Source organism: Natronorubrum halalkaliphilum (assembly GCF_009834785.1).
Taxonomy (GTDB): Archaea; Halobacteriota; Halobacteria; order Halobacteriales; family Natrialbaceae; genus Natronorubrum; species Natronorubrum halalkaliphilum.
This window is the reverse complement of record NZ_WUYX01000064.1, coordinates 40,697-57,006: the sequence shown is the minus strand read 5'-3', so window position 1 is coordinate 57,006 and position 16,310 is coordinate 40,697. Positions and strand designations below refer to the sequence as shown.

Sequence of the window (16,310 nt, the reverse complement as noted above, 5' to 3'; positions counted from 1 at the left end):
ACGGCGTCCATTTCCCGGTTAATCTGACGGAAGATAACCGTGAGAGCGTCTGAGACTGTCGTCATTCGGCGGCAAAACAAGGCACTTCATCATCTGATTTTGTTCACGCCGAAGTTGGAACACTCTGAGATACGGTGCTAGCTTGCCTTTCGAAACACCTCGATGTTGCGAGAGCCACGGACGCACCAGCAACCTGTCGCTCTCGCAGGTATTGACGTGTACATCTCCATCAGCGTACTCACCATCGCCGTGGACAACGTATTTGCGGGCGAATTCGTCGTCCTTCTCAAGTGGGTCGTACGCGCGATATCCGTCGGTATACACCGTTAGTGGCTCCTCTTCGTGATCTGCAGGCAGGAACCGAACCATCGATTCTCCTGATGTTTCGATCCATCACATCCGCTCGCAAACTCTCGTGAAAAGTGGGGGGGGTGAGGAAGATTGTGTTTCGGCAGCTACGACGGCACGCTAAGATCTCGACCTGCCTCAGCAGGACATCAGTTGCCCCACCAGAGAAATATTTCATTCCCATTCATTAACATATAATAAGTAGATTGCGAAGTCAGGTTCTCGCAGCGGTCAGCGGACTCGCTGCCGTTGACGGGTACGTGGCTGGGCGGTTTCACGGCGGTGATCGGCAGGGGGTCCCAGACCACGAACGGCGGGTCGTGCCGGTTGCATACACTGCATGGGCCAGGAAACGCTACTGATAGGGATCAGCAGACTAGTTCATAGTTTCTCTCGTCGTGCGATTTTCCCAGCAGGTTGCTTTTCTCGTGAAGACCTCCGAAGATTCACGCTGATCCCTATGAGATCAGCCCTCAGGTCGACCTCGAACCGCTGGATTAGTCTTCGAGTCGCTCAATCCCTAGCCAGACCCACACTCACCGCGTCGGCTTCCCGTTCTCCCGCGCCGCCTCGAGATGCCGCCGTTCGATCACGACCTCACCGGCCCGCTCGTTGGCCTCCTCGGCGTCGTACTTGCCGGCCAGCTCCCGAATCGCCTTCATCGAAGCCGTTCGCACGAGCGCCTCGAGATCGGCCCCGGTGTATCCCTCCAACTCGCCCGCCAACTCGTCGATATCGATCGCCTCGGACAGCGGCTTCCCGCGCGTGTGAACCTCGAGGATCTTCTCCCGAGCTTTCCGGTCCGGTTCACCAACCAAAACGTGCGTGTCCAGCCGTCCCGGACGGAGCAACGCGGGATCGATCTGGTCTTTCCGGTTCGTCGCCGCGAGGACCACCAGATTCGGATTCTCCCGCATTCCGTCGAGTTCCGTCAGGAGCTGCGAGACGACGCGTTCGGTGACCTCGTGGCTGTCGCCGCGGGCGGCGGTGATCGCGTCGATTTCGTCGAAGAAGACGATCGACGGCGCGGACTGGCGGGCCCGTTCGAACACCTCTCGGATCGCCTTCTCGCTCTCGCCGACGTAGCGGTCGACGATTTCGGGGCCGTCGACGCGGACGAAGTTCACGTCGGTTTCGCCCGCCAGCGCGCGGGCGAGCAGCGTTTTCCCGGTTCCGGGTGGCCCGTGGAGCAAGACCCCGGACGGTGGGCTGGTGTTGGTCTCCTCGAAGAGCCGATCGTAGGTCAGCGGCCACTCGACGGATTCTCGAAGGATCTGTTTGGCGTCCTCGAGGCCGCCGACGTCCGAAAAGTCCGTGTTGGGCGATTCGGCGACGTACTCGCGCATTGCCGAGGGTTCGACGGAGGCGAGGGCCTCGTCGAAGTGTCGCTTGCGGACCGTCGGACTCCGGTTCCACTCCTCGCGATCCTCCGTATCGGTCGGCCGACCGCGAATCGCAGCCATCGCGGCCTCGCTCGTCACGGAGTCGAGGTCCGCGCCAACGAAGCCGTGAGTGCGGCGTGCGATCGCGTCCACGCTGATGTCGTCGTCCAGGGGCATTCCCCGAGTGTGGACCTCGAGGATTTCCTTGCGCCCCTCGGCGTCGGGGACGCCGATCTGTATCTCGCGGTCGAACCGACCGCCGCGTCTGAGGGCGGGATCGATTACATCGACGCGGTTGGTCGCGCCGATGACGATCACTTCGCCGCGGGCGTCGAGGCCGTCCATCAGCGTCAGTAGCTGGCCGACGATCCGATTTTCTGCGTCGCCGTCGTCGTCTCGGGTGCCCGCGATGGAGTCGATTTCGTCGAAGAAGATGATCGTCGGCGCGTTCGCTTCGGCGTTCTCGAACACCTCCCGGAGCCGTTCCTCGGATTCGCCCTTGTACTTCGACATGATCTCCGGCCCCGAAATCGTCTCGAAGTTGGCGTCGACTTCGTTCGCGACCGCGCGGGCGATCAGCGTCTTGCCGGTCCCGGGGGGACCGTACAGCAGGACGCCCGAGGGCGGATCGACCCCGAGGCGGCGGAACAGTTCGGGCTCCGAGAGAGGCAACTCGATCATCTCGCGGACGAGTTCGAGTTCGTCGTCCAACCCGCCGATATCCTCGTAGGTGACGCCGGAGGTCGGCTCCGTGTCGGCATCGACGGACGGACCCGAGTCCGAACTCGAGGTCGAGTTCGGGGCCGCCGATCCGCTCGTCCCACCGCTGCTGGACGTTCCCCCTGTAGCTGTCTTGTTACTCGAGCCACCGGCACTGCCGCTCGTTTGCTCCGACCCGGTGCCGACGACCTGCACCGTCGTCGTACTCGTGATACGAACGTCTCCGTCGGGATCAGTATCGGTGACCTTGAACGGCTCCTGGTCGAGGCCTTCGATCCGAATCTGTTCGCCGGCCCGGACCGGTCGGTTCCGCAGTGTCTTGGTCGCCTCGCGTTCGGCGATCTGCTGGCTCTCGGTGAACCCCGGCGGTGGCGTCAGCGTGACCCGCTCGGCTTCGGCGATGCTCGACGTGTCCTTCGTCCGGACGGTGACCGTATCGCCCACGTGGGCCCCCGCGTTTGCGCGAGTGTCCCCGTCGATCTGGACGACGTTTTCCGGGACCGAGGAATCCGCCGGCCACATCTTCGCGACGGTCGTCTTCGTCCCTTCGATGACGACGGTGTCGCCGCTCAACACACCAAGCTGTCGCCGTGCTAGCTCCGGTATTCGTGCGACACCGCGCCCGGCGTCTCGCTTTTCGGCGGCGCGAACCGACAGCGAAACGCCGTCCGAATCCGACTGGCTCATACCGTTCCTTCCGTCCCGGTGGTCTTGAGAATTGTCCTGTCAGCTGAGCCCGACATCCGAGCGGTCGGACCGATACTCGATCGCTTACAGCGCGTTCTCGAGCAGTCGATCGACGCCTCGGCGCAACCGTTCGGACGCGGAGGGCCCCGAGATGCCCAATCGCTCGCCGATTTCGTCCGTCGAGGTCTCCCGCGGGACCGCAAAGTAGCCCGCCTCACGGGCCGCGATCAACGCCTCGTACTGCTCGTCCGTGAGCTCGAACGGCGGATCGTCCGCCGCCGACTCCCGAGTCAGTTGCTCGAGTTGGAACGCCGCGCCACGGTCCGTACAGAACTCCCTGTACTCCGCGAGCGCTTCCCGGTCGGGGAACCTGGCTCGGCCCCACCAGCCGTCGACGGTAACGATGCCGCCCAGCGGCCTCGTACCCAGCTCGATGTACTTGCGATAGATCGGAACCGGCGGATCGCGGAGTTCGATTCGGTACAGCGCGTTCTCGGCTGACTCGTCCACCGGAACCGCGTTCTCGACCGTCGGATCGGCCGTGAGCGCGTCGCGAAACTCGTCGCCGTCGTCGACGACTCGGCAGAGCACGACCGGCTGCTCGGGATCGACGACGAGAATTCGTTGGATGTAGACCGTCACTTCCGGCACCGCTGTGACGGCGTCCGTTAACGGCAACTCGAGCGACGTCAACCGAAACTCCGCGATGAGCCCCATATCACCGACTCCGTCCGCTCTCACTTAAAGACCCTACTGTATGAGATACAACCTCATCGGACTCCCGCCAGTATGTGTAGATAATAATGGCAAATAAACACCAGCCGGCGATGCAACTCGAGACGGCGTCCCAGCCCCACAACTACTACCGAAACGCGGTCGAGAAGCACTGGGACCCCCACGAGATCGACCTCGAGGACGACCTGGACGGAATCGCCGACCTCGCCGAACCCGCGTTCGAGGGGCTCAAGCAGTCGCTCGCGCTGTTCGGCGCCGGCGAGGAGTCGGTGACGGAGGATCTCGCACCCCTCGCCGTCGTTCTCGAGGATATCGGCGATCAGATGTTCATCACCACCCAGCTCTACGAGGAGTCGAAACACACGGACTTCTTCGACCGGTACTGGCGCGAGGTCGTCCACACCGAAGAGGAGCGTCGCGGCCAGGAGCTCTCCTCGCCGACCGACGACCGCTGGTTCAACGAGCCCTACGACGAACTGTTCGAGCGCAACGAGCGAGCGATGGCTCGGCTCCTCGAGGAGGATACGCCGGAGAACCGCGCGAAGGCGCACTGTCACTACCACCTGACGATCGAGGGGATTCTGGCCCAGACGGGGTACTACGGGCTTACACTCGCTTACGGCGAGAACGAACCCGAGCTTCCGGATCTGCCCGGGCTGGTCGAGGGACTCAAACTGGTCCGAAGCGACGAAGGCCGTCACGTCGGCTTCGGCATGGCACAACTCAAGTCGCTCGTCACCGAGGGTGAGGTGGACCCTGACGTGCTTCACGAGACGGTCGGCGAGCTGGTGCCGCTCGTCCAGAAAAGCCTGGTCAGCGACGACGGTGCCAGTACCGAAGCAGGCCCCGGACCGAGCCCGTCCGACCTGAGCGAGTACGCGTACAACAAACACGAACAGCGAATGACCCAGATCACCACCGCGAGCGAGAAGATTCCGGACGTCGAAGAGCTCACGGAGCTCGACGCCTGAGTGGGGAGGTCGCCGAACACGGCAGACGGCAGACGCCACACGCCGAACCCCGAACGCTGAACGCCAAACGTCGAACTCCGAACACCACATGCCGAACCCCTAACGCGAACAACGCCGGAGAAACGCCTTTTGTCGTTCGCAAAGACGGTATTGGTATGGTAGTCCAGACCGAGCGGGACGACGCCACGTGGTGGGAGTGTGAAACCTGCGGGCTACTGTTCGACGAGAAGTCGGACGCTTCGGAGCACGAAAACCGGTGTGACGATACCGAACCATCCTACATTCAGTAGCTCGAGACGTTCAGGAGTCAGTTACCCGACGGCTCGACTACTCGAGTCGCTCCCGGTGCTCCGTCGCGAGTTCGCGGGCCCGGTCGAGCGTGTGTGCCTCCGTCCAGCGAACGCGGGCGGCGTCGTCGTAGGCGAGCGCCGTCTTGAGTTCGTCCCGGAGAACGCCGTGACCGACCGATCGAACGGTCCCCGATTCGTCGCCGAGTTCGTAGACGCCGGGCTTATCGGGTGCGCTGGCGACCGCGTCTCGATCCAGGTCCTGCCAGGGTTTCTGTAACGGCATCGGACTACTCCCCGTTAGCGCCGTCAGCGTTGTTTTCGTTGCTATCGGTTCCGTTACCGTCGGTATCAGCGCCGTCAGCGTCGCTCTCGTCACTATCGCTGCCCGCTGGAGCCCCGTTCGTATCGGAACGCCCAGCTGAATCGCCCCCGACGTCCGCGTTCTCGACGAGTTCGTAGGCGTGTTCGCTCATCGCGTCTTCGGCGAAGACGAACACCCGTCCGTCGATCAGCGAGAGGTCGGCCTCGACACGGATCGAATAGGCCTCCGTCGAGACGGTGACCCCGGGGTACAGCACCTCTTCGTCGTCACCCTCGAGCATCACGCGGCCGACGCCGGTCGTCTCGAGGATGTCGTCGTGGGTGTTGCGGTCGTTGACGTAAGTCATGACGCCCTCGACGCCGTCGGGGTCGGTGACGAGGACGTGAACCTCCTTGCCCGGCGGGGTCGTTATCGCTCCCTCGACGGGTTCTGGCGGACCGTGATAGAACACGTTCCGGCCGTCGAGATACTCGACGACGACGCCGCCCTCGACGAGGTCGACACCGATCGTACTGGGTGCGACGTTGCTGCGTGCGCTCATTGTCGGCCTCTTCGAACGGATCCGGGAAAAGCGGTCGGTTCCGTCGTCAGCCGCGCCTAGTCCCAAACTCTTCCCGGTAGCCGCTGCTCGAGTTCCGTACCGAACGACGCCGACACGACGCGGGCGGGCAAATTCGTCGGGACCGTCAGCCGTAAGTACGCTGTCTGAGAGAGTGTGAGTATGCACGGCCGCGCCGTCGCTCCCGCTGCCGGAACGGTCCTCAACGCGCTCGCAACCGGGATCGGGTCGGCGTTCGCGATCGACCTCGAGACCACAGCCACCGTCGAACTCACTACCGACGGGACTATCGAGGCCGAAATAGCCGGTCAGCCCGACGCGAATACGACGCTCGTCGAGCGCTGTGCCGAGATGACGATCGCCGACTACGCCGACGCTGCGGGGCTCGACGACTCAGCAGTCGGTGCGAACGTACGGACCGAGAGCGAGGTGCCGATGGCCTCCGGACTGAAAAGCTCCAGCGCCGCAGCGAACGCCACCGTGCTCGCGACCCTCGACGCTCTCGAGATAGCCGACGCGGTCGAGCGAATCGACGCCTGTCGGCTCGGCGTCCGGGCCGCCCGCGATGCGGGCGTAACCGTAACCGGTGCGTTCGACGACGCCAGCGCGAGTATGCTCGGCGGCGTAACGGTGACCGACAACGGAACCGACGAACTTCTCGCCCACGAGCCGATCGACTGGCACGCGCTGGTCTACACGCCGCCCGAGCAGTCGTTCAGCGCCGACGCCGACGTCTCCGCTTGCGAGCGAATCGCACCGATGGCCGAACTCGTCGAAGAACTCGCTCTCGACGGCCGCTACGGCGAGGCTATGACCGTCAACGGATTCGCGTTCTGCGGTGCACTCGAGTTCTCGACCGGCCCGATGATCGACGTCTTGCCCGACGTCGCCGGCGTCTCGCTATCGGGAACGGGACCGAGTTACGTCGCCATCGGTGACCGACCGACGCTCGAGACGGTCCGGAAGCGATGGAACGAACGCGACGGAACGACACGGTTACTGCAGACGCGAACTGACGGGACACAGCTACTATGACTCGAGAACGCGACACAGCCACGAACGGCGGCAACGAGCAGCGAAAACCGGACGAGATGGACCTCGACGAACTGCGCGAGGAGATCCAGTCGATCGATCGCGAGATCGTGGAACTGATCGCCCAGCGGACGTACGTCGCGGACACGATCGCACAGGTCAAAGACGAACAGGGGCTGCCGACGACCGACGAGAAACAGGAACAGCAGGTGATGGATCGGGCCGGGGACAACGCGGAGCAGTTCGATCTCGACGCGAATCTCGTGAAAGCGATGTTTCGGCTACTGATCGAGTTGAACAAAGTAGAGCAGCGTGAGAATCGGTAGCAAACGACACTAATTTCACGGATCTACGACTGTTTCTCCTCGCTAATAGCTTCAGCGTTCGGACGCCGAAACACCTACAGTAACACGCAGGTAATACAAGCGTATGTCCGAAGCGGCCACAAACAACGGCGACGACGAGATCGTCACGGTAAACTTCAAAGTCACACGGTCGTTTCTCAACGAGATCGAAGACACGTGGCAAGGACGAGGATTCAACAGTCGAAGCGAATTTATTCGGTATACCTTACGCGATGCCGTCGAACACCCCACGTTCGACCGCGATGAACTCGTCGCACTCCTTCAAGCGGAGGAGGATTTCCGTGAAGAACGGACGATGAGCGCCGAAAAAGCGCGCGAACGATTCGGCACTGACGACACGAATGAGTGACGACGGGTGGGCGTGGGAACTCGCATCGAAAGCACAGGACGACCTCGATGCACTCAATCCGAACGAGCAGCAACGCATTATCGACAAACTCGACGAAATCGTCGATTCTCCGTGGCGCGACCCACCAGACTATGGCGAACCGCTCCAAAACAGTCCACGCCGTAAGGTACGTATCGGTGAGTTCCGTCTCGCGGTCACTTTCCATCGAGACGAGTACCAATTGGTCGTTGCTCGAATCAAACGTCGTGGAGGCGCGTATACAGCTGACGACGATTGAAAAAATGTACTAGACACCGGCAAAGTAGACGGAATCTGTAACATCAGTCAGAGACCTGAACAAGGTCGAGCAGCGAGAGAATCGGTAAGATTCAAAACACACGCCTTAGACCCTCTATCTTCTAATCAGGGATATAGAATGCGTTTCTGAGGGATTCTTCGCTTTCAGTCGGGGTCGATGAGCAACCGGAAGACCGGATACCCGTCCGCGTCGAATACGTTCCAACAACACCGCATGAGTACCGTACTCAGTCTCGATAAGAGGAACATCGCGAAGCTAGTGGTCAGTTTTTGCTGCTGTGTTTCCACCCAAAGACACAAGATTCTGTGTGTACATAGTTTACTGTATGCCCAGTATCACCGTCAATGTCGATGATGACCTCAAAGACCGAATGGAGCAACATCCGGAGATCAACTGGAGCGAAGTCACCCGCCAGGCCATCCAAGAGAAAATCGAGACACTCGACGTGATGGACGAACTCACGTCCGGAAGCGAACTCACCGAGAGCGACGTCGCGGAAATAGCCAATAAGGTCAACGAGAGCGCACGCGACCGCGTCGAAGAAAAGTCGGAGTAGTCCCGACGAATGAGGCTGGTTATCGACGCCAATGTCATCATCTCCGCGCTCATCGCCGACTCGAAAACCCGCGAACTCATCGTCACGCTCGAACCGGATCTCGTGACACCCGAGTTTGTCCACGAAGAACTCGAGAACTACACGGATCGTCGAGAAGTCAGGGATGACTCCAGATCGAGTCGCACAGTTCATTGATCTCCTCTTCCAGTATATCGAAGCCGTTCCCGCCAGCGAGTTCTATCCGTATATCGAGCAGGCCGATGCAGCGATTGGTGACACCGACCCGGACGACGTGTTGTACATCGCGTGTGCTCTCGCCAGTGATGCCGATATTTGGAGCGATGACTCCGATTTCGAGGAACAGGATGTCGTCGAGGCCTACACAACTAGCGACGTGATCGACTCATTCGACACGCTCTAGCCAATCCAAACAGCTGCCAGTAGAATGATGAGGCACATTCTTTTAAATGTGACAGCAATAGGAGGTCTGCTACGGCCGTAGTCGTTGTCCTGAGTGTGTATCGAGAGACAATTTCACACGAATCTGTTATGGATTTCAGCTACCTGAACAAGGTCGAACAAAGGGATAGTGAAGTACCTCGGGGACAAGCCCCGAGGCTTCACCGTTTTGTCCGTGCCGTCCAGAACCGGACGGATGGACGCAGGCGAATGTAATTCCCCTCGACCTCCCGTGTTCACGGTCGACTGGAATTAACACCCGAACACCCGCGTTGTGTCCGTGAGGGTCGGCGGCTCCACCCCGCCCGACAACACCCGTCTCACCACGCCAAAGACGCGGGTTTTGAGAGGTGCCGCAGTTCCATCATCTAAACGACCGCTTCATATTGAGGTCTTCAATATCCTTCCCGGTCATTACATTCAATTACGAAATATTGTGTAATAAATATTCGTGTCGGCTTCACCCTCGGGGTCAAGTCGTTCGAGAATCGAAGATTCTCGTGACCACGGAAATCTATGATTTCCGGACGACCCCGAGGCACTCGCCTCGATTATCTGTAGATAGCGCTAAGCGGGTTTCTGAGTGTGTGTACCAGCCGAACAGCGCTCAGAGATTTTCCGGTTGCTGTTCAGTTGGTTCACGACGAATGGTTTGAGCAGCGGCCTGATCACCGGAGCCAGCGGACACTATACGTGCAAACTAACCGAACAGTATAGAGCAAATAAGGGTTCGACCCCAGAGAATTTAGAGCAGATACGTCAGTCCAGTCCGAGACTCAGTTTCAACGCTTCGTCCACTGCCTCCATCGACTCTGCGTCGAGGCTTCCAAGCACTGAGTGAATCCGTTTTTCGATGGAGACGACACGAATCTGGTCGAGACGAATCGAGGAATCTTTCTCGAACGGCGACTCCGCTCCTTCGGCGAGAACCTCGAACGGATAGCCTCGATACGTTCCCGTCGCAGGTGCAACGATTGTCGTACTGGCATTTTTGTTCCCAACGTCGTTCTGGACGACTACTGCAGGACGAGTCTTTTTCATCTCGTGCCCTTCCGCAGGATCGAGCCGAACGATAACGACGTCACCGCGACGAACCTCTGTACCCTCGCTCATTTATCGAGTTCGCCCCACGCCTCGTCCGATGCGTCGTCCCACTCGTCCGCAAGTTCTTCCGCACTCGCAGAAGCCTCCCGGTACGCAGCAGCAAGTTCGTCCTCGTCTGGATGGTCAGATTCTACTTCGACGACAGCGACGGTTACTCGCTTGTTCGCGTACTCTGTTCCCAGATAGATTCGGCCTCGGTCGTCAGTCTCGTTGGTCTGGAGGTCCCGGGCATCTACTTTCGTCATGTTCCCAACTAGATTCTACTACTGAATAAGACTTGCCCACTATTACCCACGGCAGATATTTTCTGTGACTCGTACCATGGATTTCATCTCTCTGAACAAATTTGAGCAGCGTGAAAATAGCCCCTGCACGTTCCCGTCGCAGGGGCAGCGATAGTCGTACTGGCATTTTTATTCCCAACGTCGTCGCTGAACACTCGTCCCCTCGTTCGTATCGACTCGAGTGAGACTCATCGACTGACGTGAAATGATTGATTCGTCGCCTCGAGAATGCAACGGTATGGCTGATGAGCGGAGTCCGACCGGGGAGACGGTCGAAGCTGCGGAAGTCGTCGACACAGTCGACGAGGAGCCTGCAATCGCTACCGACCGGAGCGACGACGATGACCGAGCGGCCAGCGACGAACTCGAGACCGACGCTCAAGTTGCGTATCTCGATTGCGAAACGGTCCGGGTCTCAAAACCGGTCGACGACGTGCTCCTCTCGCTGTTCTGGTGGGACGAGCAGGGACAGATCGGTACGATTTCGGAACCGGTTGGGAGCGTCGACGGTGACCGGACGATTTCGGCCACCGAAGCGTTCGGTGAGTTCGCGCACGGACCTGTGATCACCGAGGTCGAACTGTTCGAGGCCGGAACGCCGGTCGTTCCGGGCGGCGGCGACGTTCTGGTGTCGAATCCGGACGCGGACTCCTGTGCCGAGTCGGTTCGGGACGAATACGACGGGCCTGGTGAGCTCGAAGGCGGGGCCGAACGCGCGTAGTACGCTGGCTCAGAACAGAACCGACTGCGACCTCGAGCGGACGGAATACCGGTCTATGCTTCCCCTGAGGGAAGCTTTTCCTGCGGCCGCTCGAGCACGGTCGACTCTCGAGGCCCCAGAACGGCGGCTGTCCGTTCGTAGCTCGGCGCCTGCTCGAGGGTCTCGTAGTTGTTGTACCTGGTCGCGGTGTAGTCACCGAACCTGTCGGACTCGAAGGCATCCTTTAACTCGAGACAGTGGTCGCGGATCGTTCGCTCCGGTTCGTATCCGAGCGCCGTGTGGATCTTTTCGAACTCGACGCGATAGCTCCGTTCGTCGGTCTGTTCATCGTGGTATTCGATCGACGCGTCGGGGAAGCAGTCGGCGACGATCGTCGCGAGTTCGTCGATCCGGTAGTTTTGCTGGTTCGAGCCGACGTTGAAGACGGTGTCGGCAACGTCCTCCATCGGCGCGGTCAGACAGTCGACGTACGCTCGAGCGGCGTCGGCGACGTGAACGTTCGGTCGGTACTGATCGCCGCCGAAGACCGGGATAACACCCTTCGAGTGGGCCTTGGCGGGCAGGATATTACCCACGAGATCGAACCGCATCCGCGGCGAGCAGCCGTAGATCGTGGCCATCCGGAGGATCGTCGGAGAAAACCTGTCGTCAGCGAGGTCCTGAAGCACTCGCTCGGACTGAATCTTCAACCGGGCGTACAGCGACACGGGATTGCGGGGTGCATCCTCCGCAAGTCGTCCAGAATCGGTCTCGGACCGGCCGTAGACGCTACACGTCGAGGCGAAGACGAAGCGATTGATCCCGTGATACTTACAGAGAGACGCCAACAACTGCGTCGAGTGCAGGTTGTACTCGAGAGTCTTCTCCGCGTCGATCTCGGAAGCGGGGTCGCCGACGATGCCGCCGAGATGAACCACGGCGTCGGCGCCGTCGATCGCCTCGAGCACCGCGTCGACCGACCGCGCATCGCCCCGGATCAACGTGAACCGGTCGTCGTCGGTGAGATCGGCGATACCGGCATCGCCGTACAGCAGTGGATCGAGGACCCGAACATCGAACCCGTCGCCGATAAGTTGACGGCAGAGCACCGAGCCGAGGTACCCCGCCCCGCCGACGACGAGAACCGTCTCGCCGCCGGTTGATCCGGGTTCGATCTCTCGAGACGTCCGGTCGGTCAACTCGATCGTCGTGACGTCGACGACCGTTCCGTCGTCGTCGATGACGGGAGCAATGGTCGTCTCCTGGGTCCAGCCGGTGCCGTCGTGAGCGTCTGCCGCACCCTCGACCGTTCGAATGGTACCACCGGCGTCGACGACGATCGGGTCCTCATCCACGACGGTCGAGACTGGCGCATCGGGTGCGATTCCGTCACGCAACGCACGCCTGAGCCGTTCGCCCGTCGCCGTTCCGACAAGCTGATTTCCGTCGTTGACGACAACGATACCCCCTGATTCGGATCGATCGATCCGCGCGACCGCGTCGCGAATCGACATCCGCCCATCGGCTGTGACTGGCCATCTCATACGTACTATCGACTCCAACTGCCGCAACATCGCCGGTCTCGCACCGACGGCGGGCGGCCTATTCTCTCAAACCTGACGGTCCCCCTTTGTTATGGATCGGTTGGGCTGACAGTCAGCCGACTGTTGATACGTCCTGTCGGTCCACAACAACTCACGTAACCAGGAGTCAGTAGTAACGAATCAGTTCGAAACTCGGTTCGAATCGACCGCGTTCGTCGCCCGACTTCGCTCGATTCCCGCCCTGATACCGGCAGTAATTCGGTCGATCTCGCTCTCGCTCAGGTTCGGATGAATCGGAAGCGAGAGTACCCGGTCTGTAACGTCCTCCGTTACGGGAAGCAAACCGGGCTCGTAGCCGTACGCCTCACGGTAGGGGTCGGTGAGGTGAACGGCCGGATCCCAGTAGACTTTCGACGCGATCCCTCGCTGGTCCAGGGTATCGATAACCACGTCCCGGTCGACGGTTTCCCCGAGAGTTACCGTATACAACTGGTAGACGTGGCGTCCGCGACCGGCCGCAGTATGCGGTTCGATACCGTTCATCGAACTGAACGCCTCGGACAGTCGCGACGCCGCGCGACGCCGATTCGCGATGTGTGCGTCGACCTTCTCGAGTTGGGCACAACCGATACTCGCGACGAGATCCGACATCCGAACGTTCGTGCCGAGGCCGACGTATTCGCCGCTGTCGGCCGAATCAAAGTAGTCGGACGAGGCCCGGCCGTGTGATCGGAACTGCTCGAGGCGGCGCGCAACGTCGTCGTCATCGGTAACCACAGCACCCCCTTCACCGGTCGGCAGAACCTTGTTCTGGCAGAAACTGAGCGTCGCGGAGCCGCCGATCGAACCCAGCGTTCGACCGCGGTAGTCGGCGCCGAACGCTTCGGCGACGTCCTCGATCAACGGGACGTCCGCGTCGGCGGCAATCTCCTCGAGTCGGTCGATTTCGCAGGCTGCACCGTACGGGTGAATCGGCAGGATTGCAGCTGTGTCGTCGGTCACCATCGTTTCGGCGTGTTCGGGGTCGAGGCCGTACGTTTCTCGTTCGATATCGGCAAACACTGGCCGGGCACCGACCAGCCGAACCGCGTTCGCGGTCGCGATAAAAGTAAACGAGGGGACGATCACCTCGTCACCCTCGCCGATACCGTGGGCCGTCAGGGCGGCGACGAGTGCCGTCGTGCCCGAGTTGACGGTGATCGCGTGGTCGACGCCGAGATACGATTCGAGGCCGTCCTCGAACTCCTCGATGTACGGCCCGTTTGCCCAGTAGGAGCCCCGCGTAATCGAATCGACGGCGTTCGAGACGTCGGCTTCGTCCCACGGGATTTCGAACAACGGAATCTCGTTACTCATCGACAGCTGATTGTCTAGACGGCCGATTAAGTAGCCGTCTGCTACCCTGTGGAAGGCGGCAGTTTCGTCGCGTCCAGACCGACTCGCTGCACTGCGTGATTACGCTATTGACTGATACGGGGTGTTTTTGGGAGGCGTCCGCAAAACGGTGGACGATGTACGACGCCATTCTGGTCCCGACTGACGGCCGTCCGAACACCGAGCGGGCGATCGAGGACGCAGTCGAACTCGCGAGCGTCCACGGCGCGACCGTGCACGCGCTGTACGTCATCAACTCCGCGGAAATCGCTCCGGGAATCGACTTCGACGACCTCGAGCCGATCGGGAAGGAGGCCGTCGAGTACGTCGCGACCCGCGCGGCGGACGCTGGAATCGACGACGTCCGGACGACGGTCACCCACGGCCTCCGCCATCAGGCGATTCTCGACTACGCCGCCGACCACGACATCGATCTGATCGTCATGGGTCACAATCGCGGCCTCGAGCGATTCTTCCGAAAGAGCGTCTCCGACCAGGTCTCGCGGGAGGCGTCGTCGTCCGTTCTCGTGGTCGAGTAGTGCGGCCGAAGGCTGGCATCGCCTCTCGAACGCGACGCGGTCTCCTCCCCGTTACTTGTCGTTCGCGAGAACGCAGCGGCGACTCGCGAACGGACGGTCCGCGTTCGATCCGCTCGACTCGCACACCGACGACTACCGAACGGGATCCGGAACGACGACAACTGGCAACGAGGCCTCCTCGAGCAGCGATTGGCGGCTCGAGTCACTGGACGTCGACGGACCGACCGGGCTACGGGCCGTAACGAGGAGTTCGTCGGCGTCGACGTCGTCCGCCATCTCGAGGAGCCTGTCCGCAGAACTGCCGTCTTCGTCTCGAAGTTCCGTTCGGACGTCGCCGACGGCGACCAGCCTGACCGGGGCGACGTTCAGCGCCTCCTGGGCGTCGCGACGCGCCGTCGCATCGTCGGTCGGGGCTAGGGCGACGACCGTAACGGTGTCGTCGCCCGTCGCTCGCTCTTCGAGATAATCGCAGATCGCGGCCGTCGTATGAACGGAGTCGGTGCCGACGAGATAGTGCATGGATGGTTCTGGGGTGGCGGCCTCAAAGAGGGTGTGGAACCGGATTCATACAGGGTGAATCGCCGCGCTCCCGTGGGGAATTTTCCGACCCAGAAAACACGCTCCTACCACTATTAGGTGAGGGGCGAAATCGGAGAGTGGGGACACACCCCCGACGTCAGCACGGCGTGCCCGCTGCTCCGTTCACGCCCACATCGCCAACCCGCTGGACGCAGCTACTCACCCGACGACGGCCGCAACCTCCCGCTCAGGCGGCCGTTGGCTGCAGTAGCTGCGTAGTGGTGCCCGCGATTTGCTTCGGCCCTCCAACAGCCGTAGACGGAGACACAGATCCGTCCTTGTCCCAGATGCAACTGCAATCATAACCATAACCAGTAGCTAGTACCACAATTTCTTCCTTCAGAATTATATCTGAAACGTCCGTACAAAACGCAGCCAGTACCGGTGTTCGACGGTCTCAATAATGACCTAATGATGCCCGTACAGCGAGTACATAATCGCGAGCAGTCCGGCCAGTCGACTCACGTTCTCGAAGAACACCGTAACGACCTGTCCCGGACTGACAACCGTCGTGATCGTCACGTTGATCAGGAACGGACAGAGCGTGAGCAAGAGCAGTCCGACGGCGAGATACAACATCGACGTCGCATCGTTGCGACGGTACCCCCGGTAGGCCTGGTAGGCAATGATCGTCCCGATGAGGGCGACCAGGAAGAGACTGGCGACGGTCAGCAGTTCGAACAGGGGCGCTTCGTCGATTCGAACGACGTCCTGGGTCATCGCATCCCCTCCCACATGCGGGTGAACTTGTCAGCGACGTCTTCGTCACGATACGTTACCTCGAGCTCGAATGAACCGTCTTCGAGTGTGAGTTCGAGGTGCTCGAGGTTCGCGCTGTAGACGCTGTAATGGTTTCCGTCGGGTGCAAGCTCCGTATCTTCGGTGACGAGATGACACGCTTTAAGACGGTCAAGTCGTCGATAGATCGTCGGAAGAGATGCGTCACACCGTTCACTCAGGGTACTGGCAGACATGGGTTCGATGCTCGTATGGGTGAGGATGTCACGTGCGTACTCGTCGTCGAGTACCGCGAGCACCGTCGAGAGATCGGTATCCTCACTCACTGGTAGCTGATCGTTCTGGCATGGCTATGAAAAACGGTCCGGTTTTTCT

Annotated in this window: 20 protein-coding genes and 3 pseudogenes; 10 read left to right on the top strand and 13 right to left on the bottom strand. The window is 60.7% G+C overall.

The genetic code is table 11. The features are described from left to right. Window positions 1-18 precede the first annotated feature (18 nt). The 3 genes and pseudogenes from GS429_RS17745 to GS429_RS17735 form a co-directional block, all read right to left on the bottom strand. Window positions 19-375, bottom strand: a pseudogene (locus tag GS429_RS17745) (transposase); the annotation flags it as partial. Window positions 376-884: 509 nt separating this feature from the next. After that, on the bottom strand, window positions 885-3,137 hold the full coding sequence (locus GS429_RS17740; protein ID WP_160066679.1) for an AAA family ATPase: 2,253 nt from the start codon (window positions 3,135-3,137) through the stop codon (window positions 885-887). A gap of 84 nt (window positions 3,138-3,221) precedes the next feature. After that, on the bottom strand, window positions 3,222-3,854 hold the full coding sequence (locus GS429_RS17735; protein ID WP_160066678.1) for a helix-turn-helix domain-containing protein: 633 nt from the start codon (window positions 3,852-3,854) through the stop codon (window positions 3,222-3,224). An 86-nt stretch (window positions 3,855-3,940) separates the two neighbouring features. Between GS429_RS17735 and GS429_RS17730 the strand changes: the two genes are divergently transcribed. Together GS429_RS17730 and GS429_RS22435 are read left to right on the top strand one after the other, a co-directional pair. Next, window positions 3,941-4,843 (top strand): ribonucleotide-diphosphate reductase subunit beta, encoded by a 903-nt coding sequence (locus tag GS429_RS17730; RefSeq protein WP_235920851.1) that lies wholly within the window; start codon window positions 3,941-3,943, stop codon window positions 4,841-4,843. 155 nt (window positions 4,844-4,998) lie between these two features. Next, window positions 4,999-5,133, top strand: a complete 135-nt coding sequence (locus tag GS429_RS22435; RefSeq protein WP_268892311.1) for a DUF7128 family protein — start codon at window positions 4,999-5,001, stop codon at window positions 5,131-5,133. 37 nt (window positions 5,134-5,170) lie between these two features. On the opposite strand, the gene GS429_RS17725 is transcribed toward GS429_RS22435, so the two are convergent. Then, complete coding sequence (locus GS429_RS17725) at window positions 5,171-5,416, bottom strand: DUF7508 domain-containing protein (protein ID WP_160066677.1); 246 nt, start codon at window positions 5,414-5,416, stop codon at window positions 5,171-5,173. Window positions 5,417-5,420: 4 nt separating this feature from the next. Further along, entirely contained in the window at window positions 5,421-5,996 is a 576-nt protein-coding gene (locus tag GS429_RS17720) for a DUF5796 family protein (protein ID WP_160066676.1), read from the bottom strand. 180 nt (window positions 5,997-6,176) lie between these two features. On the opposite strand from GS429_RS17720, the gene GS429_RS17715 reads away from it, so the two are divergent. From GS429_RS17715 to GS429_RS22720, 6 genes and pseudogenes are all read left to right on the top strand, one after another. Beyond that, window positions 6,177-7,049: a shikimate kinase gene (locus GS429_RS17715; protein WP_160066675.1), complete on the top strand. Its 873-nt coding sequence runs from the start codon at window positions 6,177-6,179 to the stop codon at window positions 7,047-7,049. After that, window positions 7,046-7,372: a chorismate mutase gene (locus GS429_RS17710; protein ID WP_160066674.1), complete on the top strand. Its 327-nt coding sequence runs from the start codon at window positions 7,046-7,048 to the stop codon at window positions 7,370-7,372. Before GS429_RS17715 ends, GS429_RS17710 begins: the two co-directional genes overlap by 4 nt. Before the next feature lie 103 nt (window positions 7,373-7,475). After that, complete coding sequence (locus tag GS429_RS17705) at window positions 7,476-7,760, top strand: ribbon-helix-helix domain-containing protein (protein ID WP_160066673.1); 285 nt, start codon at window positions 7,476-7,478, stop codon at window positions 7,758-7,760. Then, window positions 7,753-8,037 (top strand): type II toxin-antitoxin system RelE family toxin, encoded by a 285-nt coding sequence (locus GS429_RS17700; protein ID WP_160066672.1) that lies wholly within the window; start codon window positions 7,753-7,755, stop codon window positions 8,035-8,037. The genes GS429_RS17705 and GS429_RS17700 overlap by 8 nt, the downstream gene beginning before the upstream one ends. 346 nt (window positions 8,038-8,383) lie before the next feature. Beyond that, on the top strand, window positions 8,384-8,614 hold the full coding sequence (locus GS429_RS17695) for a hypothetical protein (protein WP_160066671.1): 231 nt from the start codon (window positions 8,384-8,386) through the stop codon (window positions 8,612-8,614). Window positions 8,615-8,623: 9 nt separating this feature from the next. Beyond that, window positions 8,624-9,035, top strand: a pseudogene (locus tag GS429_RS22720) (PIN domain-containing protein). 797 nt (window positions 9,036-9,832) lie between these two features. Here GS429_RS22720 and GS429_RS17685 read toward each other — a convergent pair. From GS429_RS17685 to GS429_RS22715, 3 genes and pseudogenes are all read right to left on the bottom strand, one after another. Next, window positions 9,833-10,186: a type II toxin-antitoxin system PemK/MazF family toxin gene (locus GS429_RS17685; protein ID WP_160066670.1), complete on the bottom strand. Its 354-nt coding sequence runs from the start codon at window positions 10,184-10,186 to the stop codon at window positions 9,833-9,835. Continuing rightward, a complete protein-coding gene (locus tag GS429_RS17680) occupies window positions 10,183-10,422 on the bottom strand; it encodes a hypothetical protein (protein ID WP_160066669.1) in 240 nt (79 codons plus the stop codon). The genes GS429_RS17685 and GS429_RS17680 overlap by 4 nt, the downstream gene beginning before the upstream one ends. A 116-nt stretch (window positions 10,423-10,538) precedes the next feature. Beyond that, window positions 10,539-10,616 (bottom strand): annotated as a pseudogene (locus GS429_RS22715) (type II toxin-antitoxin system PemK/MazF family toxin); the annotation flags it as partial. Window positions 10,617-10,699: 83 nt separating this feature from the next. Between GS429_RS22715 and GS429_RS17675 the strand changes: the two are divergent. Further along, complete coding sequence (locus GS429_RS17675) at window positions 10,700-11,182, top strand: hypothetical protein (protein WP_201294046.1); 483 nt, start codon at window positions 10,700-10,702, stop codon at window positions 11,180-11,182. A gap of 53 nt (window positions 11,183-11,235) precedes the next feature. Here GS429_RS17675 and GS429_RS17670 read toward each other — a convergent pair whose 3' ends face one another. After that, window positions 11,236-12,705, bottom strand: a complete 1,470-nt coding sequence (locus GS429_RS17670; RefSeq protein WP_201294045.1) for an NAD-dependent epimerase/dehydratase family protein — start codon at window positions 12,703-12,705, stop codon at window positions 11,236-11,238. Window positions 12,706-12,885: 180 nt separating this feature from the next. Then, window positions 12,886-14,061 (bottom strand): DegT/DnrJ/EryC1/StrS family aminotransferase, encoded by a 1,176-nt coding sequence (locus tag GS429_RS17665; protein ID WP_160066668.1) that lies wholly within the window; start codon window positions 14,059-14,061, stop codon window positions 12,886-12,888. A gap of 155 nt (window positions 14,062-14,216) precedes the next feature. On the opposite strand from GS429_RS17665, the gene GS429_RS17660 reads away from it, so the two are divergent. Then, complete coding sequence (locus GS429_RS17660; RefSeq protein ID WP_160066667.1) at window positions 14,217-14,618, top strand: universal stress protein; 402 nt, start codon at window positions 14,217-14,219, stop codon at window positions 14,616-14,618. A gap of 132 nt (window positions 14,619-14,750) precedes the next feature. Here the strand turns inward: GS429_RS17660 and GS429_RS17655 are convergent, their stop codons facing one another. From GS429_RS17655 to GS429_RS17645, 3 genes are all read right to left on the bottom strand, one after another. Continuing rightward, complete coding sequence (locus GS429_RS17655) at window positions 14,751-15,137, bottom strand: universal stress protein UspA (protein ID WP_160066666.1); 387 nt, start codon at window positions 15,135-15,137, stop codon at window positions 14,751-14,753. Between the two features lie 468 nt (window positions 15,138-15,605). Next, window positions 15,606-15,917: a DUF7521 family protein gene (locus GS429_RS17650; RefSeq protein WP_160066665.1), complete on the bottom strand. Its 312-nt coding sequence runs from the start codon at window positions 15,915-15,917 to the stop codon at window positions 15,606-15,608. Further along, the gene (locus GS429_RS17645; RefSeq protein ID WP_328821463.1) at window positions 15,914-16,261 is read right to left on the bottom strand and encodes a winged helix-turn-helix domain-containing protein; all 348 of its coding nucleotides are present in this window, start codon (window positions 16,259-16,261) and stop codon (window positions 15,914-15,916) included. Before GS429_RS17645 ends, GS429_RS17650 begins: the two co-directional genes overlap by 4 nt. Window positions 16,262-16,310 lie beyond the last annotated feature (49 nt).

Excerpts from the sequence above, each read along its gene's own strand:
- GS429_RS17740 (WP_160066679.1), bottom strand. The coding sequence starts at position 3,137 with ATGAGCCAGTCGGATTCGGACGGCGTTTCGCTGTCGGTTCGCGCCGCC.
- GS429_RS17735 (WP_160066678.1), bottom strand. The coding sequence starts at position 3,854 with ATGGGGCTCATCGCGGAGTTTCGGTTGACGTCGCTCGAGTTGCCGTTA.
- GS429_RS17730 (WP_235920851.1), top strand. The coding sequence starts at position 3,941 with ATGGCAAATAAACACCAGCCGGCGATGCAACTCGAGACGGCGTCCCAG.
- GS429_RS22435 (WP_268892311.1), top strand. The coding sequence starts at position 4,999 with ATGGTAGTCCAGACCGAGCGGGACGACGCCACGTGGTGGGAGTGTGAA.
- GS429_RS17725 (WP_160066677.1), bottom strand. The coding sequence starts at position 5,416 with ATGCCGTTACAGAAACCCTGGCAGGACCTGGATCGAGACGCGGTCGCC.
- GS429_RS17720 (WP_160066676.1), bottom strand. The coding sequence starts at position 5,996 with ATGAGCGCACGCAGCAACGTCGCACCCAGTACGATCGGTGTCGACCTC.
- GS429_RS17715 (WP_160066675.1), top strand. The coding sequence starts at position 6,177 with ATGCACGGCCGCGCCGTCGCTCCCGCTGCCGGAACGGTCCTCAACGCG.
- GS429_RS17710 (WP_160066674.1), top strand. The coding sequence starts at position 7,046 with ATGACTCGAGAACGCGACACAGCCACGAACGGCGGCAACGAGCAGCGA.
- GS429_RS17705 (WP_160066673.1), top strand. The coding sequence starts at position 7,476 with ATGTCCGAAGCGGCCACAAACAACGGCGACGACGAGATCGTCACGGTA.
- GS429_RS17700 (WP_160066672.1), top strand. The coding sequence starts at position 7,753 with ATGAGTGACGACGGGTGGGCGTGGGAACTCGCATCGAAAGCACAGGAC.
- GS429_RS17695 (WP_160066671.1), top strand. The coding sequence starts at position 8,384 with ATGCCCAGTATCACCGTCAATGTCGATGATGACCTCAAAGACCGAATG.
- GS429_RS17685 (WP_160066670.1), bottom strand. The coding sequence starts at position 10,186 with ATGAGCGAGGGTACAGAGGTTCGTCGCGGTGACGTCGTTATCGTTCGG.
- GS429_RS17680 (WP_160066669.1), bottom strand. The coding sequence starts at position 10,422 with ATGACGAAAGTAGATGCCCGGGACCTCCAGACCAACGAGACTGACGAC.
- GS429_RS17675 (WP_201294046.1), top strand. The coding sequence starts at position 10,700 with ATGGCTGATGAGCGGAGTCCGACCGGGGAGACGGTCGAAGCTGCGGAA.
- GS429_RS17670 (WP_201294045.1), bottom strand. The coding sequence starts at position 12,705 with ATGAGATGGCCAGTCACAGCCGATGGGCGGATGTCGATTCGCGACGCG.
- GS429_RS17665 (WP_160066668.1), bottom strand. The coding sequence starts at position 14,061 with ATGAGTAACGAGATTCCGTTGTTCGAAATCCCGTGGGACGAAGCCGAC.
- GS429_RS17660 (WP_160066667.1), top strand. The coding sequence starts at position 14,217 with ATGTACGACGCCATTCTGGTCCCGACTGACGGCCGTCCGAACACCGAG.
- GS429_RS17655 (WP_160066666.1), bottom strand. The coding sequence starts at position 15,137 with ATGCACTATCTCGTCGGCACCGACTCCGTTCATACGACGGCCGCGATC.
- GS429_RS17650 (WP_160066665.1), bottom strand. The coding sequence starts at position 15,917 with ATGACCCAGGACGTCGTTCGAATCGACGAAGCGCCCCTGTTCGAACTG.